At 60.1% G+C, this 16,542-nt stretch carries 12 protein-coding genes, 2 tRNA genes and 1 pseudogene; 4 read left to right on the top strand and 11 right to left on the bottom strand.

Features of this window, described 5'->3' with window-relative positions:
- Window positions 1-35 precede the first annotated feature (35 nt).
- The 8 genes from A7D21_RS01225 to rnr all read right to left on the bottom strand — a co-directional run bounded on the left by A7D21_RS01225 (window position 36) and on the right by rnr (window position 9,749).
- Window positions 36-2,339, bottom strand: coding sequence for a YgiQ family radical SAM protein (locus tag A7D21_RS01225; RefSeq protein WP_053254060.1), 2,304 nt, complete (start codon window positions 2,337-2,339; stop codon window positions 36-38).
- A gap of 113 nt (window positions 2,340-2,452) precedes the next feature.
- The gene (gene dnaB / locus A7D21_RS01220; protein WP_017526410.1) at window positions 2,453-3,850 is read right to left on the bottom strand and encodes a replicative DNA helicase; all 1,398 of its coding nucleotides are present in this window, start codon (window positions 3,848-3,850) and stop codon (window positions 2,453-2,455) included.
- A 110-nt stretch (window positions 3,851-3,960) separates the two neighbouring features.
- A complete protein-coding gene (gene rplI / locus A7D21_RS01215; RefSeq protein ID WP_003171376.1) occupies window positions 3,961-4,407 on the bottom strand; it encodes a 50S ribosomal protein L9 in 447 nt (148 codons plus the stop codon).
- An 18-nt stretch (window positions 4,408-4,425) separates the two neighbouring features.
- Complete coding sequence (locus tag A7D21_RS01210) at window positions 4,426-5,319, bottom strand: hypothetical protein (RefSeq protein ID WP_053254059.1); 894 nt, start codon at window positions 5,317-5,319, stop codon at window positions 4,426-4,428.
- A gap of 36 nt (window positions 5,320-5,355) precedes the next feature.
- On the bottom strand, window positions 5,356-5,586 hold the full coding sequence (gene rpsR, locus A7D21_RS01205) for a 30S ribosomal protein S18 (protein WP_002551829.1): 231 nt from the start codon (window positions 5,584-5,586) through the stop codon (window positions 5,356-5,358).
- Window positions 5,587-5,614: 28 nt separating this feature from the next.
- Complete coding sequence (rpsF, locus tag A7D21_RS01200) at window positions 5,615-6,037, bottom strand: 30S ribosomal protein S6 (RefSeq protein ID WP_003217491.1); 423 nt, start codon at window positions 6,035-6,037, stop codon at window positions 5,615-5,617.
- Window positions 6,038-6,363: 326 nt separating this feature from the next.
- Window positions 6,364-7,119, bottom strand: a complete 756-nt coding sequence (rlmB, locus tag A7D21_RS01195) for a 23S rRNA (guanosine(2251)-2'-O)-methyltransferase RlmB (RefSeq protein ID WP_053254058.1) — start codon at window positions 7,117-7,119, stop codon at window positions 6,364-6,366.
- Window positions 7,116-9,749 carry a ribonuclease R gene (gene rnr, locus A7D21_RS01190; protein WP_069550897.1) on the bottom strand — a complete coding sequence of 878 codons (2,634 nt, stop codon included), beginning with the start codon at window positions 9,747-9,749 and terminating at the stop codon, window positions 7,116-7,118. Before rnr ends, rlmB begins: the two co-directional genes overlap by 4 nt.
- 224 nt (window positions 9,750-9,973) lie before the next feature.
- Between rnr and A7D21_RS01185 the strand changes: the two genes are divergently transcribed.
- From A7D21_RS01185 to A7D21_RS01170, 4 genes are all read left to right on the top strand, one after another.
- Window positions 9,974-10,060 (top strand) — tRNA-Leu (locus A7D21_RS01185).
- A 177-nt stretch (window positions 10,061-10,237) separates the two neighbouring features.
- Window positions 10,238-10,324: transfer RNA gene (locus A7D21_RS01180), tRNA-Leu, on the top strand.
- Window positions 10,325-10,481: 157 nt separating this feature from the next.
- On the top strand, window positions 10,482-11,507 hold the full coding sequence (locus A7D21_RS01175; RefSeq protein WP_069550896.1) for an extracellular solute-binding protein: 1,026 nt from the start codon (window positions 10,482-10,484) through the stop codon (window positions 11,505-11,507).
- On the top strand, window positions 11,507-13,072 hold the full coding sequence (locus A7D21_RS01170) for an iron ABC transporter permease (RefSeq protein ID WP_069550895.1): 1,566 nt from the start codon (window positions 11,507-11,509) through the stop codon (window positions 13,070-13,072). Before A7D21_RS01175 ends, A7D21_RS01170 begins: the two co-directional genes overlap by 1 nt.
- 91 nt (window positions 13,073-13,163) lie before the next feature.
- Here the strand turns inward: A7D21_RS01170 and A7D21_RS36530 are convergent, their stop codons facing one another.
- The 3 genes and pseudogenes from A7D21_RS36530 to A7D21_RS01160 form a co-directional block, all read right to left on the bottom strand.
- Window positions 13,164-13,868 (bottom strand): methyl-accepting chemotaxis protein, encoded by a 705-nt coding sequence (locus A7D21_RS36530; RefSeq protein WP_371850831.1) that lies wholly within the window; start codon window positions 13,866-13,868, stop codon window positions 13,164-13,166.
- A 201-nt stretch (window positions 13,869-14,069) separates the two neighbouring features.
- Window positions 14,070-14,123, bottom strand: a pseudogene (locus tag A7D21_RS36525) (hypothetical protein); the annotation flags it as partial.
- A gap of 1,114 nt (window positions 14,124-15,237) precedes the next feature.
- Window positions 15,238-16,527 (bottom strand): adenylosuccinate synthase, encoded by a 1,290-nt coding sequence (locus A7D21_RS01160; protein WP_053254053.1) that lies wholly within the window; start codon window positions 16,525-16,527, stop codon window positions 15,238-15,240.
- Window positions 16,528-16,542: the final 15 nt, after the last annotated feature.

Genomic DNA, 16,542 nt, shown 5'->3' with positions numbered 1-16,542 from the left:
GCACGAGGCTGGCGTTTTGCATATTCAGGCTGCGATCAACGCGGCACCACCGGCTTGCGCGCAGGCTTGCCGCCTTTGCCCTTCGCCGCATCCGCGCGCTCCTTGGCAGCCTGCTTGTTACGCGCCATGGCCGCAGCCTTGGCTTGTTCGCGCTTGTCCCACGGGTTGCTGCCATCACTGCCACGCGGCGGCAGACCGGTGTGCTGGGTGAGGATCTTGGTGGTGGTTTCCTTGGCAACCTTATGGCTGCCGGCCGGCGTCGAGTTCTTGCGACGGGCGCTTTGGTAGCTGTCGGTGGCCGGCTGGTGCAGCGGAATCAACTGGTCTTTGCCCGGCCCGATCAGGTCGGCACGGCCCATGCGGGTCAATGCTTCACGCAGCATCGGCCAGCCTTTCGGGTCGTGGTAGCGCAAGAAGGCCTTGTGCAGACGGCGCTGCTCTTCGCTCTTGACGATGGTCACCGCGTCGCTCTTGTAGGTGACCTTGCGCAGCGGGTTCTTGCCCGAGTGGTACATCGCGGTGGCGGTGGCCATCGGCGACGGGTAGAACGCCTGCACCTGGTCGGCGCGGAAGCCGTTACCCTTGAGCCACAGGGCCAGGTTCATCATGTCTTCATCAGTGGTGCCCGGGTGGGCGGCGATGAAGTAAGGAATCAGGTACTGCTCCTTGCCCGCTTCCTTGGTGTACTTCTCGAACATGCGCTTGAACTTGTCATAGCTGCCAATGCCCGGCTTCATCATCTGGTTGAGCGGACCTTCCTCGGTATGTTCCGGGGCGATCTTGAGGTAACCCCCCACGTGGTGGGTCACCAGCTCTTTAACGTATTCCGGCGACTCGACCGCGAGGTCATAGCGCAGGCCGGAAGCGATCAGAATCTTCTTCACACCCGGCAACGCACGGGCGCTGCGGTACAGCTGAATCAGCGACGAGTGGTCGGTGTTCAGGTTCGGGCAGATGCCTGGGAACACACACGAAGGCTTACGGCACGCGGATTCGATTTCCGGGCTCTTGCAGGCGATGCGGTACATGTTCGCGGTCGGGCCGCCGAGGTCGGAGATCACGCCGGTGAAGCCGGGCACTTTGTCGCGGATCTCTTCGATTTCACGAATGATCGACTCTTCGGAACGGTTCTGGATGATGCGGCCTTCGTGCTCGGTGATGGAGCAGAAGGTACAGCCGCCGAAGCAGCCACGCATGATGTTCACCGAAAAACGGATCATGTCGTAGGCCGGGATCTTTTCCTTGCCGTACGCCGGGTGCGGGACACGGGCGTAAGGCATGCCAAACACGTAGTCCATTTCTTCAGTGGTCATCGGAATGGGCGGTGGGTTGAACCACACATCCACTTCACCGTGCTTCTGCACCAGGGCGCGGGCGTTGCCTGGGTTGGTTTCCAGGTGCAATACGCGGTTGGCGTGGGCATACAGCACCGCGTCGCCACGGACCTTTTCTACCGAGGGCAGTCGAATCACGGTCTTGTCGCGGGTCATGCGCGGGCTGGCCAGGATCTGTACGACCTTGGCTTCTTCCGGGTCGTCCACCGGGCCTTTCTCTTGCTCGATGGCGCAGGCCTGGGTGTCCTGGGTATTCACATACGGATTGATGATCTTGTCGATCTTGCCCGGGCGGTCAATACGCGTGGAGTCCACTTCGTACCAACCTTGCGGCGTGTCACGACGAATGAACGCGGTGCCGCGCACGTCGGTGATGTCTTCGATCTTGTGCCCCCAGGACAAACGCTGGGCGACTTCAACGATGGCCCGCTCGGCGTTGCCGTACAGCAGGATATCGGCGGTGGCGTCGATCAGGATCGAGTTGCGCACGCGGTCCTGCCAGTAGTCGTAGTGGGCGATGCGGCGCAGGGACGCTTCGATGCCACCGAGCACGATCGGCACGTTCTTGTAGGCTTCTTTGCAGCGCTGGCTGTACACCAGGCTCGCGCGATCCGGGCGTTTGCCGGCCATGCCGCCTGGGGTGTAGGCGTCGTCGGAACGGATTTTCTTGTCGGCGGTGTAGCGGTTGATCATCGAGTCCATGTTGCCGGCCGCGACGCCGAAGAACAGGTTCGGCTCGCCGAGCTTCATGAAGTCGTCTTTGGACTGCCAGTTCGGCTGGGCAATGATCCCGACGCGAAAGCCCTGGGACTCCAGCAGCCGGCCGATGATGGCCATGCCGAACGACGGGTGATCCACGTACGCATCACCGGTGACGATGATGATGTCGCAGGAATCCCAGCCAAGCTGATCCATCTCCTCCCTGCTCATCGGCAGGAATGGCGCAGGACCGAAACATTCGGCCCAGTACTTGGGATAGTCAAATAACGGCTTGGCTGTTTGCATGACGGTGACCGGTGTTGAGATGAAAAATCGCGGGCGCGGAATATAGCACAAATTTTGACCAATTCCGACGGTAATGGTCGGAATTGCGCTGAGGCCCTGACAGGCGCTGAGACCTACTCGTCGTCGTCGAAGTTATAGCTACCCGGCGCGAGGTTTTCGAAGCGCGTGTATTTACCGATGAACGCCAGGCGGATAAAGCCAATCGGGCCGTTCCGCTGCTTACCGATAATGATCTCGGCAATGCCTTTGTGCTCAGTCTCGGGGTGGTACACCTCGTCCCGGTACACAAACATGATCACGTCAGCATCCTGCTCGATCGCTCCGGATTCCCGAAGGTCGGAGTTCACCGGGCGCTTGTTGGGGCGCTGTTCCAGGGAACGGTTGAGCTGGGACAGTGCCACCACCGGGCAATTGAATTCCTTGGCCAGGGCCTTGAGGGACCGGGAAATCTCGGAAATCTCGTTGGTCCGGTTGTCGCCGCTGGAACCCGGAATCTGCATCAGCTGCAGGTAGTCGATCATGATCAGGGCGATGTCGCCGTGCTCACGCACCAGCCGGCGCGTACGCGCACGCATCTCCGATGGGCTGATACCGGCGGTGTCATCGATGAACAACTTGCGATCGTTGAGCAGGTTGACCGCCGAGGTCAGGCGCGGCCAGTCGTCGTCTTCCAGGCGACCGGCACGGACCTTGGTCTGGTCGATACGGCCCAGGGACGAGAGCATACGCATGATCAGCGATTCGCCTGGCATCTCGAGGGAGTACACCAGCACGGTCTTGTCGCTGCGCAACACGGCGTTTTCCACCAGGTTCATCGCAAAGGTGGTTTTACCCATGGATGGACGGCCGGCGACGATGATCAGGTCAGACGGCTGCAGGCCGCTGGTCTTCTCGTCGAGGTCGGTGTAACCGGTGGAAATCCCGGTGATGGCGTTGTCGGTGTTGAACAGCGTGTCGATGCGGTCGATGGCCTTGGTCAGCAGGTCGTTGACGCTGACCGGGCCACCGGTTTTCGGCCGCGCTTCGGCGATCTGGAAGATCTGGCGTTCGGCTTCGTCGAGGATCTCGGCGGCGGTGCGGCCTTCGGGGTTGAAGGCACTGTCGGCGATTTCGGTGCTGATGCCGATCAACTGGCGCAGGGTGGCGCGCTCGCGAACGATCTGGGCATAGGCCTTGATGTTGGCGACGGACGGCGTATTTTTCGCCAGTTCACCCAGGTAGCCCAGACCGCCGACCTGGGAGGTCTGGCCTTCCTTGTCCAATTGCTCGGCCAGGGTCACCACGTCGATCGGCGAGTTCTGGTCGGCCAACTTGGCGATGGCGCGGAAGATCAGGCGGTGGTCATGGCGATAGAAATCACCGTCCGAGACTTGATCCAGCACGCGTTCCCAGGCGTTGTTATCCAGCATCAAGCCACCGAGCACGGCCTGTTCGGCCTCGATGGAATGCGGCGGCACCTTCAGGGCAGCGGTTTGCAGATCGTATTGCTCAGGAGCTGAAATATCGTTCATGGCCACTTGGAATTAGGGGGTTGTAGAAAAACAAAAGGCACGACCTGTAAACAGGATCGTGCCCGATGTTAACTGGCTGACACGCGAGGTGCCAGTCAGTTAGGTGCTGCTTAAGCTGCTACCACGACAACGCGTACGGTGGCTTCAACTTCGGCGTGCAGGTGCACGGCTACGTCGAATTCGCCTACGTTGCGGATGGTGCCGTTCGGCAGACGAACTTCGCTCTTCTGCACTTCAACGCCGGAGGCGGTCAGTGCATCAGCGATGTCGTGGGTGCCGATCGAACCGAACAGCTTGCCTTCGTCACCGGCGGTGGCAGTGATAGTCACTTCCAGCTCAGCCAGTTGGGCAGCGCGAGTTTCGGCCGAAGCTTTTTTGTCTGCTGCTGCTTTTTCCAGCTCAGCACGACGCTCTTCAAACGCAGCCAGGTTGGCAGCGGTTGCAGCGGTGGCTTTGCCGTATGGCAGCAGGTAGTTACGACCGTAGCCGGCCTTAACGTTCACTTTGTCGCCCAGGTTGCCCAGGTTGGCGACTTTTTCCAGAAGGATCAGTTGCATGTGAAAATCCTCTAACTTTTAACCTTCACCGTTCGCGTTATCGGCGTCTTTCGACGCCAGACGACCGCGAAAATCAATCAGGCCGTCGACAATGGCCAAAACCACGAGTAACGGATAGATCAGCTGCATGAACAGCAACAGCGTTACGTACAACCCCACCAGCCAAAACTTGGCCAGACGCTTTCGCGCAACCAGCCCATGAATCAGGGCCAGCCCGGCAAACACCAGCGGTACGCTGCAAATCGGCGCCAGCAAGGCCATCTGTGGACCGAAGTTCGGCCCGACAACCATGCACGCCAGCAGCAACATCGCCGGCCCCGCAGGGATTCTGATACTGCGAAACTCGCGACCAAAACCACCCGGGTTGTACAACAACGCCTGCCAATAACGCCCAAGAATCAGGCTCAGCACGCTGACGACCTGCAACAATGCCGCAATCAGGCCGGTCAGGACCGGGGCAATCAGTGACGCAAACCGCGCTCGCTCATCTACCGACAACTGCTGGTAGAGATCCCCGAGGGCCATCGGCAGGATCTTGACGATTTCCTGCGACAGCGCCTCGATTTGCGGGCGGAAAGCCGCGCCAAGCATCACTGAGTACACCAACCCCAATGCCACGCTGACCAGCAGCGTACGGACCCAGGACTCACTTGCGCGTAAAACCAACGCAAGGCTCGATGACCCCAGCAGTACCAAAAGTACCCGCGGATCACCAAATTGCAGCCACCAGATCAAGGCCGGCAACAATCCCAGGGCAAGGACGCCAAGGGCGTCCTTCAAACCGCGCCGCAGCAGCACTAGGCAACCTGCGGCAGCACCCAACCAATAAAGCAACGGCAATGCCGCACATCCAGCCACTACCAGAGTGGCCTGCACGCGACCGCGCATGATGAACTCAGCTAAGGCGCGCATGCATTCAATCCCTTACTACTTGTCGACTGCCCGGTCTCAGCGGCCGTGGCTGTCGGTGTAGGCCAGCAGGGCCAGGAAGCGGGCGCGCTTGATAGCGGTGGCCAGCTGACGCTGATAACGTGCTTTGGTACCGGTGATACGGCTTGGAACGATTTTGCCGGTCTCGGATACGTAAGCTTTCAGAGTGTTGAGATCTTTGTAATCGATCTCTTTCACGTCTTCAGCGGTGAAGCGGCAGAATTTACGACGACGGAAGAAACGTGCCATTTGATAGGCTCCTTAAAAGGTCCGTGGATTACTCGTCAGCGTTATCGCTGTTGTCGCTGTCATCACTATCAGCGCTTTCGGCGCCTTCGTGCTCAGGACGGTCGCGACGCTCACGGCGCTCACTGCGGTTTTCTTCAGCCTTGAGCATCTCGGATTGGCCGGTAACGGCTTCTTCGCGACGGATGACCAGGTTACGGATCACTGCATCGTTGTAGCGGAAGTTGTCTTCCAGCTCGGCCAGGGCCTTGCCAGTGCACTCAACGTTCAGCATCACGTAGTGAGCCTTGTGAACATTGTTGATTGCGTAGGCCAGTTGACGACGGCCCCAATCTTCCAGACGGTGGATTTTGCCGCCGTCTTCTTCGATCAGCTTGGTGTAACGCTCAACCATGCCGCCGACTTGCTCGCTTTGATCCGGGTGGACCAAAAAGATGATTTCGTAATGACGCATGAATGCTCCTTACGGGTTGTAGCCTGCCGCTCAAAAACGGTCAGACAAGGAGTGAATGACACTTATGGATCTTGCCAAAGGGAGGCACATCCGTGCCTGCCATGAAGGCAAGGGGCGCAATTGTAGAGAAGGGGGAGAAACGGCGCAAGGTGATTGGTGATTATTTGAACAATCACCCATTCAGCCCAAAAAAATGTGCGAGGGTCTTATGTGGGAACCGGGCTTGCCCGCGATGCAGGCACCTCAGTCTTTCAGCGAGACTGAGGTGACGCTATCGCAGGCAAGCCCGGCTCCCATATAAGCCCGCCCGCACATTTTTGATCGGGTTACTTCTTGCTCTTGGCCTTGGCACCGCGCTGGCGCTGGGCTTCAAACAGGCACACGCCGGTGGCAACCGACACGTTGAGGCTGCTGACGCTACCGGCCATCGGCAACTTCACCAGGTAATCGCAGTGCTCACGGGTGAGGCGACGCATGCCCTTGCCTTCAGCCCCCATGATCAGGATGGTCGGGCCGGTGAGGTCCTGGTCATAAAGGCTGACCTCGGCCTCGCCTGCCGTACCCACGACCCACAGGCCGCGCTGCTGGAGTTTCTCCAGGGTGCGCGCCAGGTTGGTCACGGCCACCAGCGGAATCACTTCCGCCGCGCCGCAGGCAACCTTGCGCACGACCGGCGTCAGGGTGGCCGACTTGTCTTTCGGCACAATCACCGCCAGCGCACCGGCAGCATCTGCCGAACGCAGGCAAGCGCCGAGGTTGTGCGGGTCGGTCACGCCGTCCAGCACCAGCAGCAGCGGCGCACCTTCGGTACGGTCGAGCAGTTCGTCGAGCATGGCCTCGCCCCAGACCTGGCTCGGACTTACGTCCGCCACCACGCCTTGGTGAACACCTTCTACCCACACGTCCATTTCACGACGCTCGGCTTGGCCGATGGCAACTTTATTCTGGGTCGCCAGCTCGACCAGCGCTTGTACGCGCGGCTCGCTGCGACCTTCTGCCAACCACACTTGCTTGACGCGCTTGGGGTGGTGACGCAGCAGTGCTTCTACGGCGTGCACGCCGTAGATTTTTTCCAGACTCATGACTTGGCCTTAGGTTTGCGCGACCCGCCGCTTTTCGCGGGAGCCGAACCCGCTTTTGGCGGGCCTTTACGGTGTTTACTCGGTTTGCTCGACGGCTTTTCGGCCCCCTGGGACTTTCCCCCAGACGCCGCTTTACCACCGCTTTTGGCTTCGCTGAGCAACTGCTGCTTCAACTCGCGGCTGCGACGCAACTCGGCGTTTTTCGCCGCAGCGTCGCTTGGGCGGTAGGCTTCGGGGGCCTTGTCCTTGGCCGACGAACGACGGCCAGCCTTGGCTGGCTCAGCCTCGACGGCCACTGCTTTGGCAGGCGCCGCCTTACCTTTGGCGGCCGGCGCTGCGGTTTCGCTGCCACGTTTTTTACGGCCAGTCGGCTCGACGGGCTTGTCAGGCATACCGAAGTCGATCTTGCGCTCGTCAAGGTCGACGCGCATGACCTGCACTTCCACGGTATCGCCCAAACGGAAGCTGCGACCGGTACGCTCGCCCGCCAGGCGGTGATGCACAGGGTCAAAGTGGTAGTAGTCACCCGGCAACGCGGTGACGTGCACCAAGCCTTCGACGTAAATGTCAGTCAGCTCAACGAACAGACCAAAACCCGTCACGGCCGTAATGACGCCTGGGAACGACTCGCCCACGCGGTCTTTCATGAACTCGCACTTCAGCCAGTTCACTACGTCGCGAGTGGCTTCATCGGCACGGCGCTCGCTCATGGAGCACTGCTCGCCCAGCTGTTCCAGGGCCGCCTCGTCGTACGGATAAATCCGTGCTTTCGGAATGGTCATGGCACCGGCGCGCTTGACGTGCGGGGTGTTCTGCTTGGAATGGATCACACTGCGGATCGCGCGGTGCGTGAGCAGGTCCGGGTAACGACGAATCGGCGAAGTGAAGTGGGTGTACGCTTCGTAATTCAGGCCGAAGTGGCCCTGGTTATCAGCGCTGTACACCGCCTGGCTCAGGGAGCGCAGCATTACGGTCTGGATCACGTGGTAATCCGGACGGTCCTTGATGCTCGCGAGCAGTGCCTGGTAGTCCTTCGGCGTCGGGCCATCCTTGCCTTTGTGCAGGGACAAACCGAGCTCACCGAGGAACGCGCGCAGCTTCTCCAGGCGCTCCGGCGGCGGGCCGTCATGCACCCGGTACAGCGCAGGAATCTCGTGCTTTTTCAGGAATTCCGCAGTGGCCACGTTGGCCGCCAGCATGCATTCCTCGATCAGCTTGTGCGCATCGTTACGCGTGGTCGGGGTGATTGCGGCGATCTTGCGCTCGGAACCGAAGACAATTCGGGTTTCCTGCGTTTCAAAGTCGATCGCGCCACGCACGTGACGAGCGCCCAACAGCACCTTGTACAACGCGTAAAGCTGCTTGAGGTGCGGCACGACATGGCCGTACTCACCGCGCAGCGCTTTAGCTTCGCTGGTCTTCGGCTGTTCCAGGATGGTGCTGACCTTGTTGTAGGTCAGGCGCGCCTGGGAATGGATCACCGCTTCGTAGAACTGGTAGTCCGTCATTTCGCCGGTTTTCGAGATGGTCATCTCGCACACCATGGCCAAACGGTCGACTTTCGGGTTCAGGGAGCACAAGCCGTTGGACAGCTGCTCAGGCAGCATCGGAATCACGCGCTCAGGGAAGTACACCGAGTTGCCGCGCACCTGGGCTTCGTTGTCCAGGGCCGAACCGATCTGCACATAGCTGGACACGTCGGCAATCGCGACGAACAGCTTCCAGCCGCCGGAGAACAGGCGCAACTTGCCAGGTTTGGCTTCGCAGTAGACCGCATCATCGAAGTCGCGGGCATCTTCGCCGTCAATAGTGACGAACGGCAGATGGCGCAGATCGATGCGTTTTTCTTTGTCCTTCTCTTCCACTTCCGGCTTGAGCTTGGCGGCTTCTTTGAGCACAGCCTCAGGCCAGACGTGAGGAATATCGTAGGTGCGCAACGCAACGTCGATTTCCATGCCCGGCGCCATGTAGTTGCCGACCACCTCAACGATATCGCCCTGCGGTTGGAAACGCGCAGTTGGCCAATGGGTGATTTTCACCTCGACGAACTGGCCGACCTTGGCGGCGCCGTTACGACCCGGGGTAATCAGCACTTCCTGCTGGACCTTGGGGTTATCGGGCACAACAAAGCCAATACCGCCCTCTTCGAAGTAACGGCCGACGATAGACTCGTGGGCACGCGACACCACTTCGACGATCACACCTTCACGGCGACCACGACGGTCCAGGCCGGAAACGCGCGCCAGCGCACGGTCGCCATCGAACACCAGGCGCATTTGCGCCGGGCTCATGAACAGGTCGTCGCTGCCGTCGTCCGGGATCAGGAAGCCGAAACCATCACGGTGGCCGGCAATGCGGCCGAGGATCAGGTCGAGCTTATCCACCGGCGCGTAGGTACCACGGCGGGTGTAGATCAGTTGAGCGTCGCGCTCCATGGCACGCAAACGGCGGCGCAGGGCTTCGAGCTGGTCTTCGGTGGTCAGACCGAATTCTTCAACCAGCTGCTCGCGGCTAGCAGGCGAACCACGATCGGCGAGATGCGCCAGGATCAGTTCGCGGCTAGGAATAGGGTTTTCATATTTTTCCGCTTCACGAGCGGCCTCGGGATCGAGGGACTGCCAATCGGCCATTAGAGAGTTTTCACCTTGTCTATATGCGGGTTAGTTTGGCATACGCGTATTGAAACGGGAAATTTCAGACGTCAACAAGCCTTTAAAAGCCCTTTGTAGCCCCTGGCGCACACCTTGCACGACCATTGGCGAAATTTTCCAGGCTTTTTTCATAGCAGGGCTTTACAGCTTAAAATCCGCTCCGTATAGTGCGCGCCATCGACGACGGCAACGTTGTTGATGCTGCCCAGGTGGTGAAATTGGTAGACACGCCAGCTTCAGGTGCTGGTGATCGCAAGGTCGTGGAAGTTCGAGTCTTCTCCTGGGCACCAATTTCAAACTCAAGGTTACGCCTTGAGTCTCCAAAAACCCGCGAAAGCGGGTTTTTGCGTTTCAGCCCTTTGATTTTTAACGAGAATATAGATTTATATTTTTGATATCAGGGGTTTACAGATCAAAAAGCCCTCCGTATAGTTCGCTCCATCAACGGCGCAAGCGTTGTTGATAATGCCCAGGTGGTGAAATTGGTAGACACGCCAGCTTCAGGTGCTGGTGATCGCAAGGTCGTGGAAGTTCGAGTCTTCTCCTGGGCACCAAATTCAGATCAAACCCGCGAAAGCGGGTTTTTTCGTTTCCGGGGTTTGAAAACTTCCCCAGTGATTTGCCCCTCATCCGCACTTGAGAAGTTTTATCGTTTATCCTGCTCATACAAATCGGCAATGATTTGTTGCACTTATACGAGGAAAGCTTCGGATGACCATACGCAATACCCGTCTCAAGACATCCCTTCTGCGTGGCCTGACCCTCACCCTGCTTGGCCTGACCCTGCTCTCGCCAACTGCCTACTCCGCCGACAAAGTGTCACTGACCTTGTACAACGGCCAACACAAAGAAGTCGGCGATCAACTCGCCAAGGCCTTCGAAGCCAAGACCGGCATTCACGTCAATGTGCGCAAAGGCAGCAGCAACCAGTTGGCCAGCCAGATCGTCGAAGAAGGCAACCGCTCCCCCGCAGACGTGATCTACACCGAAGAGTCGCCGCCGCTGAACAAACTCGGCGAGCAAGGCCTGCTGGCGAAGATCGACGCCAGCACCCTCGACGTATTACCCAAAGACTATGTCGGCAAAAACGCTGACTGGATGGGCGTGACCGCACGCACCCGCGTCGTCGCGTTCAACCCGAAACTGATTGCTGAAAAAGACCTGCCTAAATCGGTACTGGATTTCGCCGGCCCCGAGTGGCAAGGCAAAGTCGGCTTTGTACCTACCAGCGGCGCGTTCCAGGAACAAGCCGTGGCGATTATCAAACTGCACGGTCGCGAAGCCGCTGAAGAATGGCTGACCGGCCTGCGCGCCTTCGGCAAGGTGTACAGCAACAACATGGTCGCCCTTAAAGCCGTGGAAAATGGCGAAGTGGCCACCGTACTGGTGAACAACTACTACTGGTTTGCCCTCAAGAAAGAAAAAACCAACCTGGATTCACAACTGCATTACTTCACCGATGGTGACGCCGGCGGCCTGATTACCGTGTCTTCCGCTGCCGCACTGAAATCCAGCAAACACCCCAAAGAAGCCCAGCAACTACTGGCGTTCATGACCAGCGAAGAAGGCCAGCGCGTCATCACCAATACCTCGGCGGAATACCCGCTGCGCAAGGGCATGGAATCCAACCGTGGCCTCAAGCCTTTCAGCGAGCTGCAACCGCCGAAAGTCACCCCGGCCGACCTGGGTAACGCTGAAGAAGCCCTGGAACTGGAACGTGAGGTTGGCTTGAACTGATGAACCCATCGCTAACCGCCCCCGCCTTGCGCGGGGGTTTGCGCCCGCGCCGCAAGCGCCCCTCGATCTGGCTGTTGCTCCCCGTGCTGTTTCTGGTGGGCCTGAGCCTGTTGCCGCTGCTGTATGTCGGCACCAAGGCCTGGCAGGCCGGCTGGGCAGAGGCGGTGCATCTGCTGTGGCGGCCCTATGTATTCGGCCTGCTGCGCAACACCCTGGCGCTGATGATTGGCGTGACGCTGGCCTGCGGCGTAATCGGCCTGTCCCTGGCTTGGCTGCTGGAACGCAGCAACCTGCCGGGCCGGCGCATCTGGGGCGTGATCCTGTGCCTGCCGTTTGCGGTGCCGGCGTTTGTCAGCAGCTTTACCTGGGTGTCGCTGAGCGCCAACTTCGAAGGGCTGGGCGGGGCGATCCTGGTAATGACCCTGTCCAAATACCCGCTGGTGTTTCTGCCGGTGGCGGCGACCCTGCGCAATCTTGACCCATCCCTTGAAGAGTCGGCCCGCACCCTGGGACTGAATCGTTGGGGGGTGTTTTTCCGTATTACCCTGCCTTTGCTGTGGCCCTCACTCCTTGCGGGTGCGCTGCTGATCGCCCTGCATATGCTGGTGGAGTTCGGCGCGCTGTCGATCATCGGCCTGCAGACGTTCACCACGGCCATCTATCAACAATTCGAACTGGAATTCAGCAATGCCAATGCCGCGATGCTCTCGGCGGTGTTGCTGGTGATGTGCCTGACGCTGCTGTGGCTGGAGCTGCGCGTACGCGGCAAGGGCCGGCATGTGCGCATCGGCCAGGGCGCGGCGCGCCATGCTGAACAGGTTCAATTGGGTAAATGGGCGCCGCTCGGTCAACTCTATTGCCTGGCGCTGGCGATCATTGGCAGCGGCATTCCTTTGGGGATGCTCGGCTACTGGTTGGCGGTAGGTTCGTCAGCGGCGTTTCCCGTGGCGGAAATCGGCGAGGCGCTGCTGTCCTCCCTGACACTGTCACTGGGTGGCGCTGCGCTTTGCCTGATGCTGGCGGTGCCGGTGGGCCTGCTGGTGGTGCGCTACAAAGGCCGGCTGGCGATCTGGGCCGAACGCCTGCCTTATTTGCTGCATGCCCTGCCCGGCCTGGTGATCGCGCTGACGCTGGTGTATTTCGCACTGCATTATGTGCCGGCGCTGTACCAGACGTCGGTGTTGTTGCTGATCGCTTACGCGCTGTTGTTCCTGCCGCTGGCACAGGCGCCGATTCGCACCGCCTTGAACAAGGCCGCGCCGCAGCTGGAAGAGGCTGCGCGCACACTGGGCGCGTCGTCGTTCAGCGCGTTTTGCCGGGTGACCTTGCCGATCATTTTCCCGGCGTTGGGTGCCGCGTTTGCGCTGGTGTTTCTGGATGCGATGAAGGAATTGACGGCGACCTTACTGCTCAGCCCGACCGGGCTGAACACCCTGGCCACCGCCGTGTGGGCGCATACCTCGAATGTGGAGTTCGCGGCAGCCGCGCCCTATGCGGCGCTGTTGATTCTGGTGTCGGGGTTGCCGGTGTATCTGCTGACGACGCGGATGTATCTGAGCCGCTGAAATAGCTTTCGCGAGCAAGCCCGCTCCCACATTGGAATGCGTTTCAAATGTGGAAGCGGGCTTGCTCGCGAAAGGGTTCTCCCAGGCGACATCAAGCCCTGAACTGCCCCAGGCTCGCCTTCAACTGCGCCGCCAACCCATCCAGCACCTTGCCGCTGGCCGTGGTCTCCACCACCGCCTGCGCAGCGCGCTCGGCCTGGGCGTGAATCACTTCGACCCGCCCCCGCACCGCATGCGCGCCCTGGGCCTGATGCTCAGCCGCACGCGTCGCCAAGCCAATGGCCGCATGCACCTGTTCCACCGAAGCCTGCACCGTCTGCTGCAGGCGCACGCTGTCGCGCAGCACCAGCAAGCCTTCGCTCGCCTGACGCCCCGCCTTGCCGATGGTTTCCACCGCCTCACGTGCGCCCTGCTGCAACGCCACGATATGCGCCTGGATATCACCCGTGGAGCTCTGGGTTTTGCTGGCCAGGGCACGCACCTCGTCAGCCACGACCGCGAAGCCACGCCCGGTCTCACCGGCACGCGCAGCTTCGATCGCGGCGTTAAGCGCCAGCAAGTTGGTTTGCTCGGCAATGCCGTGAATCACCGTCAGCACCACTTCAATTTGTTCGCTTTGCTGCGCCAGGCGCTCAATAACCTGAGACCCCGCCTGCACCTGCCCCGCCAACGCTTCGATCAAGCTGCCGACTTCCGCCGAAGTGCGCGAGTTTTCGTCCGTTGCCTGGCGGATTTCCACCACTTGCTGCAACGCCGCTTGCATCGCGTGGCTTTCGGCCTGGGCCTCGTCTGCCATTTGCGACAGCGCACGCAAGCTCTCAGCCACTTCATCGCGCTGCAAACCGGCCGCTTTGTCGGCACCGGCATTGCGCAAGGTCATGGCGCCGATTTCCACGCCAGTACGCTGGGCCACATCCCCCGCCTCACGTACGATCGGCTGCAATTTATCCACAAAGCGATTGACCGCCGAAGCCATGTCGCCGATTTCATCCTTGCTGTTGATCTGCACGCGCTTGGTGAGGTCGCCCTCGCCCGCCGCCAAGTCATCCATGGCCGCAATCAGCAGCTTCAGGCGATTGACCACTCGGCGCCCCAACACGATAGCGATCAGCAGCAATACGCCGAACCCCACCAGTGCGAGCCCCATGCCGATACGCCAGCGCAGGGTGCCGGCGGCCTCCTGTACAGCGCTGGTGGTGTTGGCAGTCATCTGGGTCGCGGTAGCTTGCGCCGATTGCAGGCGTGCGCCCATGGCTGAAGCACTGTCGGCCGCAGCCCCTTTGAGACTGTCACCCACCAACTGATCGCCGCTGGCGATCAGCGCGGCAAAGCGTTTATCGAGCGCCTGCAGATCGGCCTCTACGGACGCCGTCGAAACCCCCATGCGCACTTTGCCGATCTCGACGCCGTTGGGGCTGATGGAGGCCTCTACGTAGTAAACGGCAGGATCAGCCTTGGCGGCGTCCAGCACCTTATCCAGGGCGCGGTCGCCCTGCCCTTTCGCCAGCAGTTCCTGGTTGATCGGGTTGTCACGGTTGAGATAACGGGTCAGATGCTCACCGGCCGCGTCGTCGTAGACCACGAACAGTACGTTGGGATTGCGCTGGGCACGCCGGGCAAACTCCGACAAGGTCGGCACGTCGCTGTCCCACATGGCGCGCGGCGCCACCGAGGCCAGCAGTTGCGCCATATCATTGGCGGAGTCTTGCAGGTCTTTTTCCAGGGTCGCACGTAATTGCTTCTGCTCTTCCTGCAGTCGCGTGGAAAGCCCTGCGGTCAGACGCTGGCGGGTACTGGAAGACAGGCTGTCCAGACTCGAGGTGACTTCCTTGCCGGCTTGCGCCAGTTCACCGGAAAGTTTCTGGCTGTCGACACCCAAGCGATTGCCCAAATCAGCTTCCAATGCAGTGACCGTGCTCCTCGTCAGAGCGACAGCCACCAGCACTTGCACCAAAAGAGCGATACCGAGGGTAACGAACACCGGCCGCAACAGCCGGCTTTGTAACAATGAGAGAACGGCAGACACTGGAAATCCCTCCACCACGGGTGCCATTAATTTGATAGCACCGCGAAAGAGAGAACCATAGCAAGGGTCGTGCCGTTTGCCTGGCGCCAATAAAAAAGGGCTCCCGAAGGAGCCCTTTACTTTTTACATCAACAGCTTATTAAGCGAACGGGTGACGCAGAACGATGGTCTCGTTGCGGTCCGGGCCCGTCGAAATAATGTCAATCGGCGCGCCGATCAGTTCTTCAACGCGTTTGATGTAAGCACGCGCGTTGGCTGGCAGTTCTTCCAGGGTTTTGGCGCCCACGGTCGATTCGGTCCAACCCGGCACTTCTTCGTACACAGGCTGCAGGCCTACGTAGCTGTCAGCGTCGGTCGGAGCAACGTCCTTGCCTTCTGCGTCTTTGTAGCCGACGCAGATGTTGATGGCTTCCAGACCGTCGAGCACGTCCAGCTTGGTCAGGCAGATGCCCGAAATGCTGTTCACATCGATTGCGCGACGCAGGATAACGGCGTCAAACCAACCACAACGACGGGCACGGCCAGTGGTCGCGCCAAACTCGTGACCTTGCTTGGCCAGGTGCGCACCGACTTCGTCGAACAGCTCAGTCGGGAACGGACCCGAACCTACGCGAGTGGTGTAAGCCTTGGTGATGCCCAGGATGTAGTCCAGGAACATAGGACCAACGCCCGAACCAGTAGCAACGCCACCGGCGGTGGTGTTGGAGCTGGTCACGTACGGGTAGGTGCCGTGGTCGATGTCGAGCAACGAACCTTGGGCGCCTTCGAACATGATGTCTTTGCCGGCGCGTCGCAGGTCGTGCAGCTCGGCAGTCACGTCCAGCATCAGCGGCTTGAGCAGCTCGGCGTATTCCTTGCACTCGGCCAGGGTGGTTTCGAAGTCGATGGCCGGCTCTTTGTAGTAACCAACCAACATGAAGTTGTGGTATTCCACCAGTTCACGCAGCTTGTCTGCAAAACGCGGCATGTTCAGCAGGTCGCCCACACGCAGGCCACGACGCGCCACTTTGTCTTCGTACGCAGGGCCGATGCCGCGACCGGTGGTGCCGATCTTCAGCTCGCCACGGGCCTTTTCACGGGCCTGGTCCAGCGCTACGTGGAAGGACAGGATCAGCGGGCAGGACGGGCTGATACGCAGGCGCTCACGCACCGGTACGCCTTTCTCTTCCAGCTTGGTGATTTCACGCAGCAGGGCGTCAGGTGCAACCACCACGCCGTTACCGATCAGGCACTGCACGCCTTCGCGCAGGACGCCCGACGGAATCAGGTGCAAGACGGTTTTTTCGCCATCGATGACCAGGGTGTGGCCAGCATTGTGGCCACCTTGGTAGCGCACTACGGCGGCAGCATGTTCGGTCAGCAGATCAACGATCTTGCCTTTGCCCTCATCACCCCATTGGGTGCCCAGGACTACGACATTCTTACCCATAACACTTGTCCTCAT

The organism is Pseudomonas sp. AP19, from assembly GCF_001728855.1.
In the GTDB taxonomy this organism is placed as follows: domain Bacteria; phylum Pseudomonadota; class Gammaproteobacteria; order Pseudomonadales; family Pseudomonadaceae; genus Aquipseudomonas; species Aquipseudomonas fluorescens.
This window is presented reverse-complemented; position numbering and strand designations above follow the sequence as displayed.